Raw genomic sequence first — 15,752 nt, 5'->3', positions numbered from 1 at the left:
CCCGGTCGGTGAAGGCGCGCAGCGCCTCGTACGCCATCGCCGGGCCCAGGTCGGAGCCCCCGATACCGATGTTGACCACGTTCTTGATGCGCTTGCCGGTGTACCCGGTCCACTCACCCGAACGGACGCGCTCGGCGAAGCCGGCCATCTTGTCGAGCACCGCGTGCACCTTCGGCACGACGTTCTCGCCGTCGACCTCGACGACCGCGTCCCGCGGGGCGCGCAGCGCGGTGTGCAGCACCGCCCGGTCCTCGGTGACGTTGATCCGCTCACCGCGGAACATCGCGTCGCGCAGGCCGAACACGTCCGTCGCCGTGGCCAGCTCACGCAGCAGGCCCAGCGTCCGGTCGGTGACCAGGTGCTTGGAGTAGTCGACGTGCAGATCGCCGACCTGGAGGGTGTATGCGGCGCCGCGTCCCGGTGTCCGGTCGAACAGCTCGCGCAGATGCGTCTCGGCGAGCTCCTCCCGGTGCTCGGCCAGAGCGGTCCACTCGGGTGTCTGGTCGAGCCTGGTACGGCTTTCTGCGTTCATCTCGGACTTCCGCCTCTTTCCTGCCTGTGCTGCGTACCTTGCCCCGCTACCGGTCCCAACCTAATTGATCAGGGTGTGCCGTGAGCTGTCGTCCCACGGTCATCCGGCTCAACAACAGATACGTCCGCCCCACACGATTCCGTCACTCCGAGAACCGTAGAGGGCACCACTGACAATGAGCCGTGGCACTGTGCGGTCCCGGGCGTACGAGAAATACGCCTCTGCGGAAAATATGTCCGCGCACAAGACAGGTCCGGCCGGGCACCCTGAGGTGTCCGGCCGGTTCTGAAGTCCTAGATCTCGCCCCGCAGTTTGGCGAGCGCCTCGGCGAGGATCGCCTCGCCGTCCGCGTCGCTGCGCCGCTCCCGTACGTACGCGAGGTGCGTCTTGTACGGCTCGGTGCGCGGCGGGTCCGGCGGGTTGTCCCGGTCCTGTCCGGCGGGAAAGCCGCAGCGGGGGCAGTCCCAGGTGTCGGGGACCTGCGCGTCGCTGGCGAAGCTGGGCTGCGTCTCGTGCCCGTTGGAGCACCAGAAGGAGATGCGCAGCCGGGGCGCGGACTCGCCACGCTCGGCCTCGCCCATCGGCCCCGCCCCGACCCGGCTTCCTCGGATCGCGTTGCCACTTGCCACGGTCGTAACTCCCTGCGTGATGGTGCCGCGAAGCGAGTCGGCGTGACGCTTCGCTGCGGGCGCCTCAGTCTACGTAAGGCCCAACGCGCGTCCAGTGATAGGAGTTACACCCCCGCGCACAGACGCAAGCCCCATGATAGGCCGCGCCTGCGGGCGCGTACCGGACATGGGGCCTTACGTGCGGAATGTGCTTGCGTAATGTGCGTGTGTGCTGTGGTGCCGGTTTCGGCCGGGATCAGTTGTTGACCTTCATCAGGATGCCCAGCACCACGATGGAGGCGAACCACAGCAGACCGACCACCACGGTGATGCGGTCGAGGTTGCGCTCGGCGACCGAGGATCCGCCGACGGACGACTGCATGCCGCCACCGAACATGTCGGACAGGCCGCCGCCCTTCCCCTTGTGCATCAGCACCAGCAGCATCAGCAACAGGCTGAAGACGATCAGGGCGATCGAGAACCCCATAACCACGGCTGGACCAACTTCCTCGCACTTGGACGAAACGACGGGGGCCGGTGCTTCGGGTACGAAGCCGCCCGGCCCCCGCAAGGGTACGACGTAACGCCGCTACCGCCTACTCTCGGCCGGGACCTGTCCCGCCGAGCGCATCCGAAGGGCGGCCTACTGGTCGCGGAACCGGACGATCTTGACGAAGTCGTCGGCGTCCAGGGCGGCGCCGCCGACCAGGGCACCGTCGATGTCGGGCTTCGACATGATCTCCGCGACGTTGCCGGACTTCACCGAGCCGCCGTACTGGATACGGACGGCGTCGGCCACGTCCTGCGAGTACAGCTCGGCGACCTTGCCGCGGATCGCCGCGCAGACCTCCTGGGCGTCGTCGGCGCCGCAGACCTTGCCGGTGCCGATGGCCCAGACGGGCTCGTACGCGATGACGATCGACTCGGCCTGCTCGGCGGGGACGTCCTTGAGACCGCCCTCGACCTGGGCGAGCGTGTGGCTGACGTGGTTGCCCGCCTCGCGGACCTCCAGCTCCTCGCCGACGCACAGGATCGGGGTGAGGCCGTGCTTGTGGGCGGCCTTCACCTTGGCGTTGACGATCTCGTCGGTCTCGGCGTGGTACTGGCGGCGCTCGGAGTGGCCGATCGCCACGTACGTGCACTTGAGCTTGGCCAGCATCGAGCCGGAGATCTCGCCGGTGTAGGCACCGGAGTCGTGCGCCGAGAGGTCCTGGGCGCCGTACTTGATCTTGAGCTTGTCGCCGTCGACCAGGGTCTGTACCGAACGCAGGTCCGTGAAGGGCGGCAGGACCGCCACCTCACAGGCGTCGTAGTCCTTGTCGGCCAGGGCGAAAGCGAGCTTCTGGACGTGGGCGATGGCCTCGAGGTGGTTGAGGTTCATCTTCCAGTTGCCCGCCATCAGCGGCGTGCGAGTGGTCATACGGGGTCAGTCCTCCAGTGCGGCGAGACCGGGCAGCGTCTTGCCCTCGAGGTATTCGAGGGAGGCGCCGCCACCGGTCGAGATGTGGCCGAATGCGTTCTCGTCGAAGCCCAGGATGCGGACGGCCGCGGCGGAGTCGCCACCGCCGACGACCGTGAAGGCCCGGGAGTCGAGAAGCGCCTGGGCGACCGCTTTGGTGCCCTCGGCATACTCGGGGTGCTCGAAGACGCCCATCGGACCGTTCCAGAAGACGGTGGCCGCGTCGGTGAGTTTCGAGGCGTACAGCTTGTCGGACTCCGGACCGATGTCCAGGCCCATCCGGTCGGCCGGGACGGCGTCCGCGGCGACGGTGGTGGAACCGGCCGGAGCCTTGGTCTTCAGGTCCGGGAACGCGGGGCCGACCACGACGTCGACGGGAAGGACCAGCTCGACGCCGTTCTTCTCCGCGCGCTCGATGTACTCCTTGACGACCGGGATCTGGTCCTCCTGGAGGAGCGAGACACCGACCTCGTACCCCTTGGCCTTGAGGAAGGTGAAGGCCATGCCGCCGCCGATGAGCAGCTTGTCGGCCTTGCCGAGCAGCTGGTCGATGACGGCGAGCTTGTCGGAGACCTTGGAACCGCCGAGGGCGACCACGTAGGGGCGCTGCACGTCCTCGGTGAGCTTCTTCAGGACGCCGACCTCGGTGGCGATGAGGTAGCCCGCGTAGTGCGGCAGGCGCGCCGGGAGGTCGAAGACGGAGGCGTGCTTGCGGTGCACGGCACCGAAGCCGTCGCCCACGTAGACATCGGCCAGGGCGGCCAGCTGATCGGCGAACTCGCCGCGCTCGGTGTCGTCCTTGGACGTCTCGCCCGCGTTGAAGCGCAGGTTCTCCACGACGGCCACCTGGCCGGGCTGCAGCCCGTTCACGGCGTCGTGGGCGGCGGGGCCGACGGTGTCCTGGGCGAACGCGACGGGCGCGTCGAGGAGTTCACCGAGCCGCTCGGCGGCCGGCAGGAGCGAGAAGGCGGGGTCCGGGGCGCCCTTGGGGCGGCCCAGGTGCGAGGCGACGACCACCTTGGCGCCGGCTCCGGCGAGGGCCTTCACGGTCGGCAGGACGGCGCGGATGCGGCCGTCGTCGGTGATGCGGCCGTCGGCCAGCGGCACGTTCAGGTCGGCGCGCACGAAGACCCGCTTGCCGTCGACCCCTTCGGCGAGAAGTTCGTCGATCGTCTTCATAAGTGGACTCCTAGGGAGGGCTCTTGTGTCCGAGAGAGGGCCGGTCGATCAGCACGTGCCACAGGGCCCGGGATGCGCGGCGGTGCGCTGCCCGAGCCCTGTGCTCACATCGAGTGCCTTGCTTCTGGGACCTAGAGCTGCTCGCCGACGAAGACCGTGAGGTCGACGAGGCGGTTGGAGTAGCCCCACTCGTTGTCGTACCAGCCGAGGATCTTCACCGACGTGCCGTCCTGGACCATGGTCAGGGACGAGTCGAAGGTGCAGGAGGCCGGGTCGCCGACGATGTCGGAGGAGACGATCGGGTCCTCGGTGTAGGTCAGGAAACCCTTGAGGTCGCCGTCGTCGGAGGCCTTCTTGAACGCGGCGTTGACCTCGTCCTTGGTGACCTCGCGCTGCAGCGTCACGACGAGGTCGGTGGCCGACCCGGTCGGGACCGGCACGCGCATCGCGATGCCGTCGAGCTTGCCCTTGAGCTGCGGGAGGACCAGCGCGGTGGCCTTGGCGGCACCCGTGGTGGTCGGGATGATGTTCTCGGCGGCGGCGCGGGCGCGGCGCAGGTCCGAGTGCGGGAAGTCCAGGATCCGCTGGTCGTTCGTGTACGCGTGCACCGTCGTCATCAGGCCCTTGACGATGCCGAAGTTCTCGTCGAGGACCTTGGCCATCGGCGCCACACAGTTGGTGGTGCAGGAGGCGTTGGAGATGACGTGGTGGTTGGCCGCCTCGTACTTGTCCTGGTTGACGCCCATCACGATGGTGATGTCCTCGTCCTTGGCCGGAGCCGAGATGAGGACCTTCTTGGCGCCGCCCGCGATGTGCTTCTCGGCGTCGGCCTTCTTGGTGAAGATGCCGGTCGACTCGATGACGATGTCGACGCCGAGGTCGCCCCACGGGATGTCGGCGGGGTTGCGCTCCGAGAGCACCTTGATGGTGTGCCCGTCGACGGTGATCGTGTCGGCGGTGTGGGACACCTCGGCCTTGAGCCGGCCCAGAATGGTGTCGTATTTGAGCAGATGAGCGGTGGTCGCGGTGTCACCCAGGTCGTTGACAGCCACGATCTCGATGTCAGCACCCTGCTCCAGCAGCGCGCGGAAGTAGTTACGACCGATGCGGCCAAAGCCGTTGATGCCTACGCGGATCGTCACGAACCGATCTCCTCGTTAGGTACGCCGGCTGTTGGACGCCGGCGAGTTGTATGGGATGTCCCCGACCGCCTACGACCCTACCTCCCTGAGGCCCCCGGGGTGACATCGAGACGCCCCATACACGGCAGGGCGGCCCGTACCCGCCAGTAGGGGTACGGACCGCCCCGGGCCGGCTCACCCGTTCGGCCGCGTCAGCCGCGCAGGGCCGCCAGCGCCTTGCCCAGCAGGGCCGTGCGGTCGGCCGCCGCGGTGACGTGCTCCAGGCCGAAGCCGAGGAGCACGGTGTCACGCGTGGTGACCGCTCCGTACGTCTTGAAGAGCTCGCCCGACAGGCCCCAGTCCTGGACGACGGCGGGGCTGCCCGCGGGCGGCCCCGGGACGCTCCAGGCGCCCAGCGACGTCTCGAAGCCCTCCGTCTCGACGGCCGTGCCGCCGATCACGACGGAGGCGTTGTCGGCGAGGACACCGTGTCCGCCGGTACCGGGGTCGGTGATGTAGCTCAGCGACACCTCCACGGTCTTCCCGGCGTACGCGGACAGGTCGAACTCGACCTGCTGCCAGCCGTCGGAGGCCCCGGTGAAGCTGTTCCAGGAGCCGCTCGTGCCGGTCGGCACGCAGCCGCTGTCGTTCCGGGTCAGATAGCGGGTGAGGGCGGGCTGTCCCTGGATGAAGAACCCGGCCTCGCACTCGGTGGGCACCGCGGTGCCGGTGGCGCCGCCCTTGTCGGGGAGCGTGGTCCAGTCGTCGGCCCCGGCGGTGTGCGCCTCCAGGACCGCGTGGTCGTAGCCCTCCTCGGTGTCCCACAGGAGCTGCGTACGCAGGGCGGGCGCGTCGGCCGCGCTCACCCCGGTGAGGTCGATGGTGCGGGTGAGGCGGTTCCAGGCGAAGTCGGAGTGCGTGACGGCCGCCATGGACGCGCCCTCGTAGGGGCCGTACGGGTTGGCGGTGCCCGGATAGGCACCCGCGCCGGCACTCGCGAACTGCGGGTACGTCTCGACGGGCAGGGTGTCCGAGGTGACGCTGTAGGCGCCCGCCGCGTTCAGCGGATTGCCGGGCGTGTCGCCGAGCGGTCCCGCGGCGCCCGCGAGCTTGCCCGAGCCGGTGAAGGCCGTGACGCCCGGAGTCGTCGTACGGGAGTAGGCGCCGAGGTAGTACTGGCTGAAGTCGTTCGTCAGGGCGCCCGGCAGCGCGACCTGCCCGCCGGCCTGCTCGCCCGCCTCGATCAGTTTGCCGCCCTCGTTGAGATACGAGCGCAGCTGCAGCTGGGTGGTGTATCCGGGGCGGTCGGCGCCGGTGTAGTGGACGACCGTCCCGAAGTGGCCGAGGACGCCGAGCGCGTCGGGCGCGCCCTGGGCGGTGACGTCCCAGACGAGGGGCTTGCGGCCGTTGGCCTTCAGGGCGTCGACGTAGGTCTGGGCCTGCGTCGCCGTCGCCCCCTCCTCCGCGACGACGAGCGTGTCGGCGCGCGGCCGCTCGGCGACCGTGTAGGTGAAGTGCTCGCTGGAGGTGGGCTTCCCGCCGCGGGTCTCGCCGGTGAACCAGACCTCGACCTTGTCGCCCGGCTCGCCGTCCTCGACCGACGCGCGGTACTCGTCGAAGTAGAGGTTGTCCTCGCCGCCGTAGGTCTCGCCGCCCTTCCAGTGCTTCAGCGCCTGGTCGTGCGTACGTCCCTTGTTGACGCGGTACCTGAGCTCCTTGTCGCGTACGGACTCACGGGCGACCACGGAGATCTCCTGGTCGGCGCCGCGGGAGTACGACGTCGTGAAGGTGGCCGGGGTGAAGTCGGGGGCGTCGACGCCGACCGAGGACCTGGGCTGGTCCGGCCTGGCCGCCGACTCGGCGACGGAGAGCGCGAACGGGATGTTCTTCTCGAACTCCTGCTGGATCAGCTTCTCGTCGTCCGGGAAGGTGAAGACCGACGCGCAGTCCGCGGCGTTCCAGGCGTCGTTCGGGTCGAGGTCCGACGCGGTCTGGCAGGTGGACATCTCGGGGGTGAACATCGCCGTGCCGTTGACGTTGGACGCGTGTCCGTCCGCCTCGCCGTTGGTCGTGTAGAGCTCGGAGGAGACCTGCGGGCGGTAGCCGGGGATCGCCGAGTTCTCGGGCGTTCCGGCGAGCGACTTGTAGAGCACGTCGTCGGGGCTCGGGGTCGCCACCTGCCAGCCGACCCCGTAGAGGAGCAGTTCGGCGGCGGAGTGGTAGTTGATGCCGTACTCGAAGCCGACGCGCTTCTCGAAGGCGTCGAGCGCCTTGGTCTCGGGCTCGGAGCCGGGGCTCGCGCCGCGGTAGGTCTGGCTGGTCGGGTACGGGGACGAGCCCTCGTCGTCGTAGCCCCACTTGTAGGCGAAGTTGCGGTTGAGGTCGATGCCGTCGCCGACCGTCAGGGCCCCGTCGCCGTTGACGTCGCGCAGGTTCTTGCGCCACTGGCGGTCGCCCTCGGGCTTGAACGTCCAGTCGTAGCCGTCCGGGTTGGCGGACAGCACGAACCACAGCTCGGTGGAGTCCACGAGCTTGGTGATCCGCTGGTCCTTGCCGTAGTTGTCCAGGTAGTGGTGCATCAGGCGCCGGGTCATCTCGGGCGTGATCCACTCCCGGGCGTGCTGGTTGGACATGTACAGCACGGAGGGCTTGGCGCCGTCCTTGGTCTTCTTGGCGCCCTTGGTGAGCTTGACGGCCAGGATGTCCTGCCCCTGGAGGGTCTTGCCGATGGAGACGACCTTCGTCAGGGACGGGTGCTGCTGCCCCGTCCTGACGATCTCCTCCTGGAGGTTGCCCGTGCCGCTGTAGGGCCGGTAGACGCCGTCCCCGGCGGCCGCCACGCGCGCGCGTGCCGCGGCCGACAGCTTGTGCTCGGCGAGATCGACGCCCTTGTCCTCCAGCTGCTCGGCCTGTTTGTCGGTGAGGTAGACCTCGACCGTGGCGGTGCCCTTCCGCGGTACCCGTTCGCCCAGCTCGTGACCGTCCTGGCCGGCCGCGAGGAGCAGGGGTACCTGCTCCTCGGTGACGTCCGCGCGGAACACCTTGACCTCGTCCGCGCCCGGATCGGCCGCGGCGCCCGGTTCCGCCTGTGCCATGGGCGCGACGGCCACTCCGCCGAGCAGGAGTGCGCCGGCAGCGAGGATCGATCTCGCTCTTCGTCTCATGAGCCCCCCTTGCGGTGGTTCGCCACAGCGGCGAACAGATGCCAGGCTCATGACACTTCATGGTCAAGTCAAGAGCACCGCAAAGCCAGCAAAACACCACACGGATTCCCCCAAATGGACCTGCACGGGGGCGCGTTGACTGCGAGCGGGACTTCCTCACGCAGCTCCCCGCACCCCGGGCTACTCAGGAGCGCGGGAAACTGCGCGCTCAGCCCAACAAGCCTGAGCCAAACCCACCGAGGGGCGCGGGGAACTGCGCACCCAGCCCAAGACGACCCGCAGCCGACCACCGCACAACTCCCGGCCACCCCCGAACCGACAGCCCTGAGCCAAACCCACCAAGGGGCGCGGGGAACTGCGCACCCAGCCCAAGACAACCCGCAGCCGACCACACACGCGCCCCCTGCCCAACCGGCGGAGCCCTCCGCGCCACCTGCCCAACCGGCGGAGCCCTCAGCCCACCAGGTTGTCCGCCATCTCCTCGCTCAGAGTCGACTCCGTGCCCGGAATCCCGAGGTCCTGCGCCCGCTTGTCGGCCATCGCGAGCAGCCGGCGGATACGCCCCGCCACCGCGTCCTTGGTCAGCGGCGGCTCGGCCAGCGCACCCAGCTCCTCCAAGGAGGCCTGCTTGTGCTCCATACGCAGGCGGCCGGCCGCCGCCAGGTGCTCGGGGACCTCGTCCGCGAGGATCTCCAGCGCCCGCTGCACCCGCGCCCCCGCGGCCACCGCGGCCCGCGCCGACCGGCGCAGATTGGCGTCGTCGAAGTTGGCGAGGCGGTTCGCGGTGGCCCGGACCTCACGGCGCATCCGCCGCTCCTCCCAGGCCAGCACGGACTCGTGCGCGCCGAGGCGGGTCAGCAGCGCACCGATGGCGTCCCCGTCGCGCACGACGACCCGGTCCACCCCGCGCACCTCACGCGCCTTCGCGCCGATCGACAGCCGCCGCGCGGCGCCGACCAGCGCGAGCGCGGCCTCCGGACCCGGGCAGGTCACCTCCAGCGAGGAGGACCGGCCGGGCTCGGTGAGCGAGCCGTGGGACAGGAAGGCCCCGCGCCAGGCCGCCTCGGCGTCACAGGTGGCCCCCGAGACCACCTGTGGCGGCAGCCCCCGGATCGGGCGGCCCCGGCCGTCCACGAGGCCGGTCTGGCGGGCCAGCTGGTCACCCCCGGCGACCACCCGGACGACGTAACGGGAGCCGCGGCGAAGACCGCCGGGCGCCATCACGATCAGTTCGGAACTGTGGCCGAAAATCTCCAGGATGTCCCGCTTCAGCCGTCGTGCCGCCATCGCGGTGTCCAGTTCCGCCTCGATCACGATCCGGCCACTCACCAGGTGAAGGCCGCCCGCGAACCGCAGCACGGCGGAAACCTCCGCCTTTCTGCAGCAGGTCCGGGTGACGGGAAGCCGGGAGATCTCGTCCTTCACCGCTGCCGTCATCGCCATGGGCCGATCCTTCCATGCATCCGAAAAATACGGTCGTACGCGGCGGCCAACAGCTCCGGGTCGTGCCTCGGAGTGCCGTCGGTCCTGGCCACGGGCGCCAGCTCGACCGCGGCACCGAACCGTTTGGCGGCATCGGAAAGTGATTCGCGGTCGGGCACGGCGGCCTCGTCGGCCAACACCACGTCCAATGCGAGTTTAGGGGCGTGTCGTCCCAAAACCTCCAAATGACGCTGCGGGGAGAAGCCTTCTGTTTCTCCGGGCTGCGGAGCGAGGTTCAGCGGGAGGATCCGGCGCGCCTTCGTCTCGGTGAGGGCGTCGAGCAGCTCGGGCACCAGCAGGTGCGGGATCACCGAGGAGAACCAGGAACCGGGCCCGAGGACCACCCAGTCCGCGTCGAGGACCGCGGCGACGGCCTCGGGCACGGCCGGCGGGTCCTGCGGCATGAGGTGCACGGACTGCACCTCGCCGGGGGTGAGCGCCACGTTCGCCTGGCCCCGGACGGTGTCCACGTCCTCGGGCCGCTCGGGGTCGTGGCCCTTGACCAGCGCCTGGAGCTCCAGGGGCACGGCGGACATCGGCAGCACCCGGCCGTGTGCGCCCAGCAGCCTGCCGACCAGGTCGAGGGCCTGCACATGGTCGCCGAGCTGTTCCCACAGGGCGACGATCAGCAGATTGCCGACCGCGTGCTCGTGCAGTTCGCCCTGCGACTGGAAGCGGTGCTGGATGACACGGGCCCAGGTCTGGCCCCAGTCGTCGTCACCGCACAGCGCGGCCAGCGCCTTGCGCAGGTCACCGGGCGGCAGTACGCCCAGCTCGTCGCGCAGACGGCCGCTGGAGCCGCCGTCGTCGGCGACCGTGACGACCGCGGTGAGGTCGCCGGTGATGCGGCGCAGGGCGGTGAGGGAGGCGGACAGGCCCATGCCCCCGCCCAGCGCGACGACCTTGGGCTGGGCACCGCGGCGGCGTGGCCTGGCGCCGCGGGCCTCGGCGGGCTTGCCGCCGCGGCCCTCGACGCCGACCCGCCGCAGCCGGCTCAGCCGCAGAGAACGTTCCGTCATTCGCGACCCATGTCCCGGTGGACGACGACCGTCTCCACACCCTCGGCCACCAGACGGGCGGCGAGCTTCTCCGACATGGCGACGGAGCGGTGCTTGCCGCCGGTACAGCCGACCGCGACGGTCACATAGCGCTTGCCCTCACGGCGATAGCCGGTGCGGATGAGGTGCAGCAGTTCGGCGTACCGGTCCAGGAACTCCTTGGCGCCGGGCTGGTTGAAGACGTACGCGGCCACCTCCTCGTTGAGGCCGGTGTACTGGCGCAGCTCCGGGACCCAGTGCGGGTTGGGCAGGAACCGCATGTCCGCGACCAGGTCGGCGTCGACCGGCAGGCCGTACTTGAAGCCGAAGGACATCACGGTGGCCCGCAGCTCGGGCTCCTCCTCCCCGGCGAACTGGGCGTCCATCTTGGCGCGCAGTTCGTGCACGTTCAGGCTGGAGGTGTCGATCACCAGGTCGGCGTCGCCGCGCAGCTCCCGCAGCAGCTCGCGCTCTGCGGCGATGCCGTCGACGATGCGGCCGTCGCCCTGGAGGGGGTGCGGCCTGCGCACCGACTCGAAGCGGCGCACCAGGGCGTCCTCGGACGACTCCAGGAAGACGATCCGGCGCGTGACGTGCTTGGTCTCCAGATCGGCGAGGGATTCGCGCAGATTGTCGAAGAAGCGGCGGCCCCGGACGTCGACGACGACCGCGATCCTCGCCACGTTCCCCTGCGAGCGGGCGCCGAGCTCCACCATGGTGGGGATCAGCGCGGGCGGCAGGTTGTCGACGACGAACCAGCCGAGGTCCTCCAGACACTTGGCCGCGGTGGACCGGCCGGCTCCCGACATCCCGGAGATGATCACCAGCTCCGGAATGGTCACCTCGGGGACGCCGGCCGTCTCGATGATCGTGCCCGTGTTCACTTCCGCTCCGTCTTTCTGTGCTGCCTTGTGCGAGGCCTCGGGCCCGGCTGTGCGCGGTCCCCCGGCCGTGGCCGCGTGCGGCCCTTCGGTGTCCGTCGTACGACCGGTGTCCGTCGTACGACGTTCCGCCGGTTCTTCCTTCTCGTGCTCGGTCATCTCTCCTGCCCCCGTCGCTCGTCCGAGGCGCCCGCGGACACGGGCTCCCCTGCGGCAGCCGCCGCCGATCCGGGTGCCGCGTCCGCCACGTGGCCCTCGTCCGCCACGTGGTCCTCGTCTTCCATGATCTCTCCGGTGGCGGTGTTCACGGCGGGAGCCACCGGGGCCGCCTTCGCGAAGGCCACGGCGATCGCCTCAGCCGTCTTGCGGCCTATGCCGGGAACCTCGCAGATCTGGTCGATTGTCGCGGATCGCAGCTTTTTCACCGAACCGAAATGCTTGATCAATGCCTGCTTTCGCGTCTCACCGAGGCCCGGCACGTCGTCGAGCGGGCTCGCCCGGAAACGCCGGGCCCGCTTCGTGCGCTGGTAGGTGATCGCGAAGCGGTGCGCCTCGTCGCGCACACGCTGAAGAAGATAGAGCCCTTCACTGGTACGTGGCAGCACCACCGGGTCGTCGTCGCCGGGCAGCCAGACCTCTTCGAGGCGCTTGGCGAGGCCGCAGACGGCGATGTCGTCGATGCCCAGCTCGTCCAGGGCCCGCTGGGCGGCCGCCACCTGCGGCTGCCCGCCGTCGACGACGACCAGCTGCGGCGGGTAGGCGAAACGCTTGGGCCGCCCGTCCTCCTCGACGAGACCGGCGGTGGGGCCGGCAGCGGGACCAGCGGTGGGGTCGACGGCGGGTTCGGCGGCGGAATCGCTCTCGCCGTCGGCCCACTCACCGGTCTTCTCCTTCTCACCCAGGTACCGCTTGAAGCGGCGGGTGATCACCTCGTGCATGGACCGGACGTCGTCCTGGCCCTCGAAGCCCTTGATCTGGAAGCGCCGGTACTCGCTCTTGCGCGCCAGCCCGTCCTCGAAGACGACCATCGACGCCACGACGTCGTCACCCTGGAGATGCGAGATGTCGTAGCACTCGACCCGCAGGGGCGCGCTGTCCAGGTCCAGGGCCTCGGCGATCTCCTCCAGCGCGCGGGAGCGGGTCGTCAGGTCGGAGGCACGCTTGGTCTTGTGGAGGCCGAGCGCCTGCAGCGCGTTGCGCTGGACCGTCTCCATGAGGGCCTTCTTGTCGCCGCGCTGCGGGATCCGCAGCGACACGTTCGACCCGCGGCGCTCGGTGAGCCATTCCTGGACGGGCTCCACGGGGTCGGGCAGCGCGGGGACGAGCACCTCCTTCGGTACGGAGTCGCCGGTCTCCTCTCCGTACAGCTGCTGGAGCGCGTGCTCGACCAGACCCGCCGTGGTGACCGCCTCGACCTTGTCCGTGACCCAGCCGCGCTGACCGCGCACCCGGCCGCCGCGTACGTGGAAGATCTGCACGGCGGCTTCCAGCTCGTCCTCGGCGAGCGCGATCAGATCGGCGTCCGTCGCGTCGGCGAGCACGACGGCGCTCTTCTCCATGGCCTTCTTGAGGGCGCCGATGTCGTCGCGGAGCCGGGCGGCGCGCTCGTACTCCATGTCGTCCGCCGCGTCCGTCATCTGCCGCTCCAGACGACGGATGTACGTGCCCGTGCGGCCGGTCATGAAATCGCTGAACTCCTCGGCGAGTTCACGGTGCTCCTCGGGCGAGACCCGCCCGACGCAGGGCGCGGAGCACTTGCCGATGTAGCCGAGCAGACAGGGCCGGCCCGTCCGCTCGGCGTTCCTGAACACGCCCGCGGAGCACGTCCGCACCGGGAAGACGCGCAGGAGGAGGTCCACGGTGTCGCGGATCGCCCACGCGTGCCCGTACGGACCGAAGTAGCGCACACCCTTCTTCTTCTGGCCGCGCATCACCTGCACGCGCGGGAACTGCTCGTTCATCGTGACCGCGAGGTACGGGTAGCTCTTGTCGTCGCGGTACTTGACGTTGAACCGGGGGTCGTACTCCTTGATCCAGGAGTACTCCAGCTGGAGCGCCTCGACCTCCGTGGACACCACGGTCCACTCCACGGACGCGGCCGTGGTGACCATCGTGCGCGTACGCGGGTGGAGGCCGGAGAGGTCCTGGAAGTAGCTGGCCAGACGCTGGCGCAGGCTCTTCGCCTTCCCGACGTAGATCACCCGGCGGTGCTCGTCGCGGAATCTGTAGACCCCCGGCGAGTCGGGGATCTGTCCCGGCTTGGGGCGGTAGCTGGAGGGGTCGGCCATGTCTCACACCCTACTGGCGGGGTGTGACAGCGCGGGATTTCCGGGGGTGCTCCGGACCTGCCGGGGCACGTCCTCCCGGGCCACGACCGACAGCCGACCGTACGCGGACGGTTACGGCTGCCACCAGGTGGGCAATTGTGGTGGACCGGAACCCTTTTCGGGGGCTGGCCGTGACGACACGAAGACAGTTCGGGGCAAGGCTCGTACCAGTGCGGATGCAGGTGGACCTGCCGCCCCGGACAAGGGCGTCGGGTCGATGACCGAAGGGCTGCGGATGATGCGCCAGACACGGATCGAGAAGACACGCCGGTCGGTCCGGGCCCGCCGGTACCAGGACGAGGAGAGTCACGGCGACGGCCTGCTGGCCGGCCTCGACCCCCGCGACCCCGACATCGTGCGCGCCAAGCGCCTGCGGTCGGCCCAGCACGACGGGGACACCCCCGCCGCCTGATCCCGTAGGCCCCGTGACCCCGTGCCGTCCTGCGGCCCATACAGGCGGCCCGTGCGGCGGCCCGGGGTGCGGGACGTCGCCGAGACGTCGCCGGGGCGCCATCGGGGCGGGCCGTCCAGGGCTCTTCCCGGAGCGCGCCTCACCTCCTGCGCTCCGGGCCGCCCGCCGCCCCGGGAGCTCCGCCGTCCGCCCGGAAGCTCTCGCCGCCCGCCCCGCCTGCATCACCCGTCGGACCCGCCCGCGTGACAGCACCGCGGCGGCCTCATGACGACCTCCACGACACCTCCCGGCAGAGGACGTGGCACAACCTCCGGACAGCGAAGTTGCGCATGAGGTGTTGTCCGCGCCTGGTCAACAGGCTTCAATGCGGGATTACTTGGGCCGGTCACCACGGCATACGCCGGTGAACATCCCCCGTTCGCCGACCGTACGGCCCCCAGGAACAGTGCGAACGGCCCGACCAGCCGTTGTGAGCATTCACAGAAAGGGCCCTGTATGCGGCACGGCACACAGCACGCGGACGTCGCCACGGCGGAACTGGAGACGGCTCTGCGGGGCGGCCCCTTCCATGTCGCGCTGCGGGCCGCGATCACCGCCCGCGGACTGCCGCTGCAGCGCGTGCAGCACCACCTGACGCGCTACGGGGTCAAGGTCGGCGTGACCAGTCTGAGTTACTGGCAGCAGGGCGCCCGGCGTCCGCAGCGCGCCGAGTCGCTGCGGGCCGTGCGTGCCCTGGAGGAGATACTCCAGCTGCCGGACGAGTCGCTGATCAGGCTGCTCACGACAGCGGACGAGTGCACCGCCGCGGAGCGCCCCGCGGCCCGCTCCTACCGCTCCCTGGTCGAGGCCTCCGGAGCCCTGGAGAAGCTGCTGGCGGAGCTGGACTCACCGCTCGACGGCGGCGTACTCGCCCTCGGCCTCCACGAACGGGTACGGATCGGCGCCCGCCGCGAGCTGCTGGGGCGCGACTCCCAGCACATCGTGCGCGCCCACCAGGACGGCGTCGACCGCTATGTGGCCGTCCACCACGGCGACCCCGGCTGCGCTCCGGAACGCGTGGCCGTGCACGCCCTGGAGAACTGCCGCACGGGACGCGTGCTCCGGCACGAGGAGACCGGTGTGCTCGTGGCCGAGCTGCTCTTCGACACCCGGCTGCGGGCGGGCGACACCTTCCTGTTCCGCTACGGCGTCGAGGACGGCACCGCCGACGCGTCCAGCGAGTACGTCCGCGGGTTCGGCTCCTCCGGCGGGCAGTACGCCCTGGAGGTGCGGTTCGCCGAGGGGGCGCTGCCCGTGCGCTGCCACCGGTTCAGCCAGCACTCGGCGGCGGCGCCCCGCAGCGGCCGCCAGGAACTGACGCTGAGCGACCGCCACCGGTCGGTCCACATGGTGGAGCAGCGGGTGCGCTCGGGGCTCGTGGGGATCGGGTGGGAGTGGGAGTGAAGGGAATGAGGGGGCTGGGCCTCTCTGCCGCGAGGACGTAAACGCTTGCGTAAGCGTTTACGTCTCCGGCCGGATGGGGTACTTTCGCGGGCGGGCATTCCGTTCCG

The 15,752-nt window shown here is 70.1% G+C and carries 12 protein-coding genes and 1 pseudogene; 2 read left to right on the top strand and 11 right to left on the bottom strand.

From position 1 onward, the window contains the following. The 11 genes and pseudogenes from ACLVWQ_RS31265 to uvrC all read right to left on the bottom strand — a co-directional run. Positions 1–532, bottom strand: a pseudogene (locus ACLVWQ_RS31265) (glucose-6-phosphate isomerase); the annotation flags it as partial. A gap of 293 nt (positions 533–825) precedes the next feature. Beyond that, positions 826–1,161: an RNA polymerase-binding protein RbpA gene (locus ACLVWQ_RS31260; RefSeq protein ID WP_003957010.1), complete on the bottom strand. Its 336-nt coding sequence runs from the start codon at positions 1,159–1,161 to the stop codon at positions 826–828. Positions 1,162–1,396: 235 nt separating this feature from the next. After that, positions 1,397–1,627 carry a preprotein translocase subunit SecG gene (secG, locus tag ACLVWQ_RS31255; RefSeq protein WP_030358806.1) on the bottom strand — a complete coding sequence of 77 codons (231 nt, stop codon included), beginning with the start codon at positions 1,625–1,627 and terminating at the stop codon, positions 1,397–1,399. Positions 1,628–1,783: 156 nt separating this feature from the next. Continuing rightward, positions 1,784–2,560: a triose-phosphate isomerase gene (gene tpiA, locus ACLVWQ_RS31250; protein ID WP_414112599.1), complete on the bottom strand. Its 777-nt coding sequence runs from the start codon at positions 2,558–2,560 to the stop codon at positions 1,784–1,786. A 6-nt stretch (positions 2,561–2,566) separates the two neighbouring features. Further along, positions 2,567–3,778, bottom strand: a complete 1,212-nt coding sequence (locus tag ACLVWQ_RS31245; protein WP_414112598.1) for a phosphoglycerate kinase — start codon at positions 3,776–3,778, stop codon at positions 2,567–2,569. Between the two features lie 131 nt (positions 3,779–3,909). Further along, on the bottom strand, positions 3,910–4,920 hold the full coding sequence (gap, locus tag ACLVWQ_RS31240) for a type I glyceraldehyde-3-phosphate dehydrogenase (RefSeq protein WP_414112597.1): 1,011 nt from the start codon (positions 4,918–4,920) through the stop codon (positions 3,910–3,912). A 191-nt stretch (positions 4,921–5,111) separates the two neighbouring features. Further along, entirely contained in the window at positions 5,112–8,063 is a 2,952-nt protein-coding gene (locus tag ACLVWQ_RS31235) for a M14 family zinc carboxypeptidase (RefSeq protein WP_414112596.1), read from the bottom strand. A gap of 453 nt (positions 8,064–8,516) precedes the next feature. After that, complete coding sequence (whiA, locus tag ACLVWQ_RS31230; protein ID WP_414112595.1) at positions 8,517–9,506, bottom strand: DNA-binding protein WhiA; 990 nt, start codon at positions 9,504–9,506, stop codon at positions 8,517–8,519. Beyond that, complete coding sequence (locus ACLVWQ_RS31225; protein ID WP_414112594.1) at positions 9,497–10,564, bottom strand: gluconeogenesis factor YvcK family protein; 1,068 nt, start codon at positions 10,562–10,564, stop codon at positions 9,497–9,499. Before ACLVWQ_RS31225 ends, whiA begins: the two co-directional genes overlap by 10 nt. Next, positions 10,561–11,622, bottom strand: a complete 1,062-nt coding sequence (gene rapZ, locus ACLVWQ_RS31220; RefSeq protein ID WP_414112593.1) for an RNase adapter RapZ — start codon at positions 11,620–11,622, stop codon at positions 10,561–10,563. The genes ACLVWQ_RS31225 and rapZ overlap by 4 nt, the downstream gene beginning before the upstream one ends. Continuing rightward, positions 11,619–13,751: an excinuclease ABC subunit UvrC gene (uvrC, locus tag ACLVWQ_RS31215; protein ID WP_414112592.1), complete on the bottom strand. Its 2,133-nt coding sequence runs from the start codon at positions 13,749–13,751 to the stop codon at positions 11,619–11,621. The genes rapZ and uvrC overlap by 4 nt, the downstream gene beginning before the upstream one ends. Before the next feature lie 256 nt (positions 13,752–14,007). On the opposite strand from uvrC, the gene ACLVWQ_RS31210 reads away from it, so the two are divergent. Both ACLVWQ_RS31210 and ACLVWQ_RS31205 read left to right on the top strand, forming a co-directional pair. Next, on the top strand, positions 14,008–14,202 hold the full coding sequence (locus ACLVWQ_RS31210; RefSeq protein WP_414112591.1) for a hypothetical protein: 195 nt from the start codon (positions 14,008–14,010) through the stop codon (positions 14,200–14,202). A 495-nt stretch (positions 14,203–14,697) separates the two neighbouring features. Beyond that, positions 14,698–15,645 carry a hypothetical protein gene (locus ACLVWQ_RS31205; protein WP_414112590.1) on the top strand — a complete coding sequence of 316 codons (948 nt, stop codon included), beginning with the start codon at positions 14,698–14,700 and terminating at the stop codon, positions 15,643–15,645. Positions 15,646–15,752 lie beyond the last annotated feature (107 nt).

The organism is Streptomyces sp. CWNU-52B, assembly GCF_047444975.1.
In the GTDB taxonomy this organism is placed as follows: Bacteria; Actinomycetota; Actinomycetes; order Streptomycetales; family Streptomycetaceae; genus Streptomyces.
This window is presented reverse-complemented; position numbering and strand designations above follow the sequence as displayed.

Coding starts and splice junctions, on each gene's coding strand:
- tpiA (WP_414112599.1), bottom strand. CDS start 2,560: ATGACCACTCGCACGCCGCTGATGGCGGGCAACTGGAAGATGAACCTC.
- ACLVWQ_RS31245 (WP_414112598.1), bottom strand. CDS start 3,778: ATGAAGACGATCGACGAACTTCTCGCCGAAGGGGTCGACGGCAAGCGG.
- ACLVWQ_RS31225 (WP_414112594.1), bottom strand. CDS start 10,564: ATGACGGAACGTTCTCTGCGGCTGAGCCGGCTGCGGCGGGTCGGCGTC.
- whiA (WP_414112595.1), bottom strand. CDS start 9,506: ATGGCGATGACGGCAGCGGTGAAGGACGAGATCTCCCGGCTTCCCGTC.
- secG (WP_030358806.1), bottom strand. CDS start 1,627: ATGGGGTTCTCGATCGCCCTGATCGTCTTCAGCCTGTTGCTGATGCTG.
- uvrC (WP_414112592.1), bottom strand. CDS start 13,751: ATGGCCGACCCCTCCAGCTACCGCCCCAAGCCGGGACAGATCCCCGAC.
- ACLVWQ_RS31205 (WP_414112590.1), top strand. CDS start 14,698: ATGCGGCACGGCACACAGCACGCGGACGTCGCCACGGCGGAACTGGAG.
- ACLVWQ_RS31235 (WP_414112596.1), bottom strand. CDS start 8,063: ATGAGACGAAGAGCGAGATCGATCCTCGCTGCCGGCGCACTCCTGCTC.
- rapZ (WP_414112593.1), bottom strand. CDS start 11,622: ATGACCGAGCACGAGAAGGAAGAACCGGCGGAACGTCGTACGACGGAC.
- ACLVWQ_RS31210 (WP_414112591.1), top strand. CDS start 14,008: ATGACCGAAGGGCTGCGGATGATGCGCCAGACACGGATCGAGAAGACA.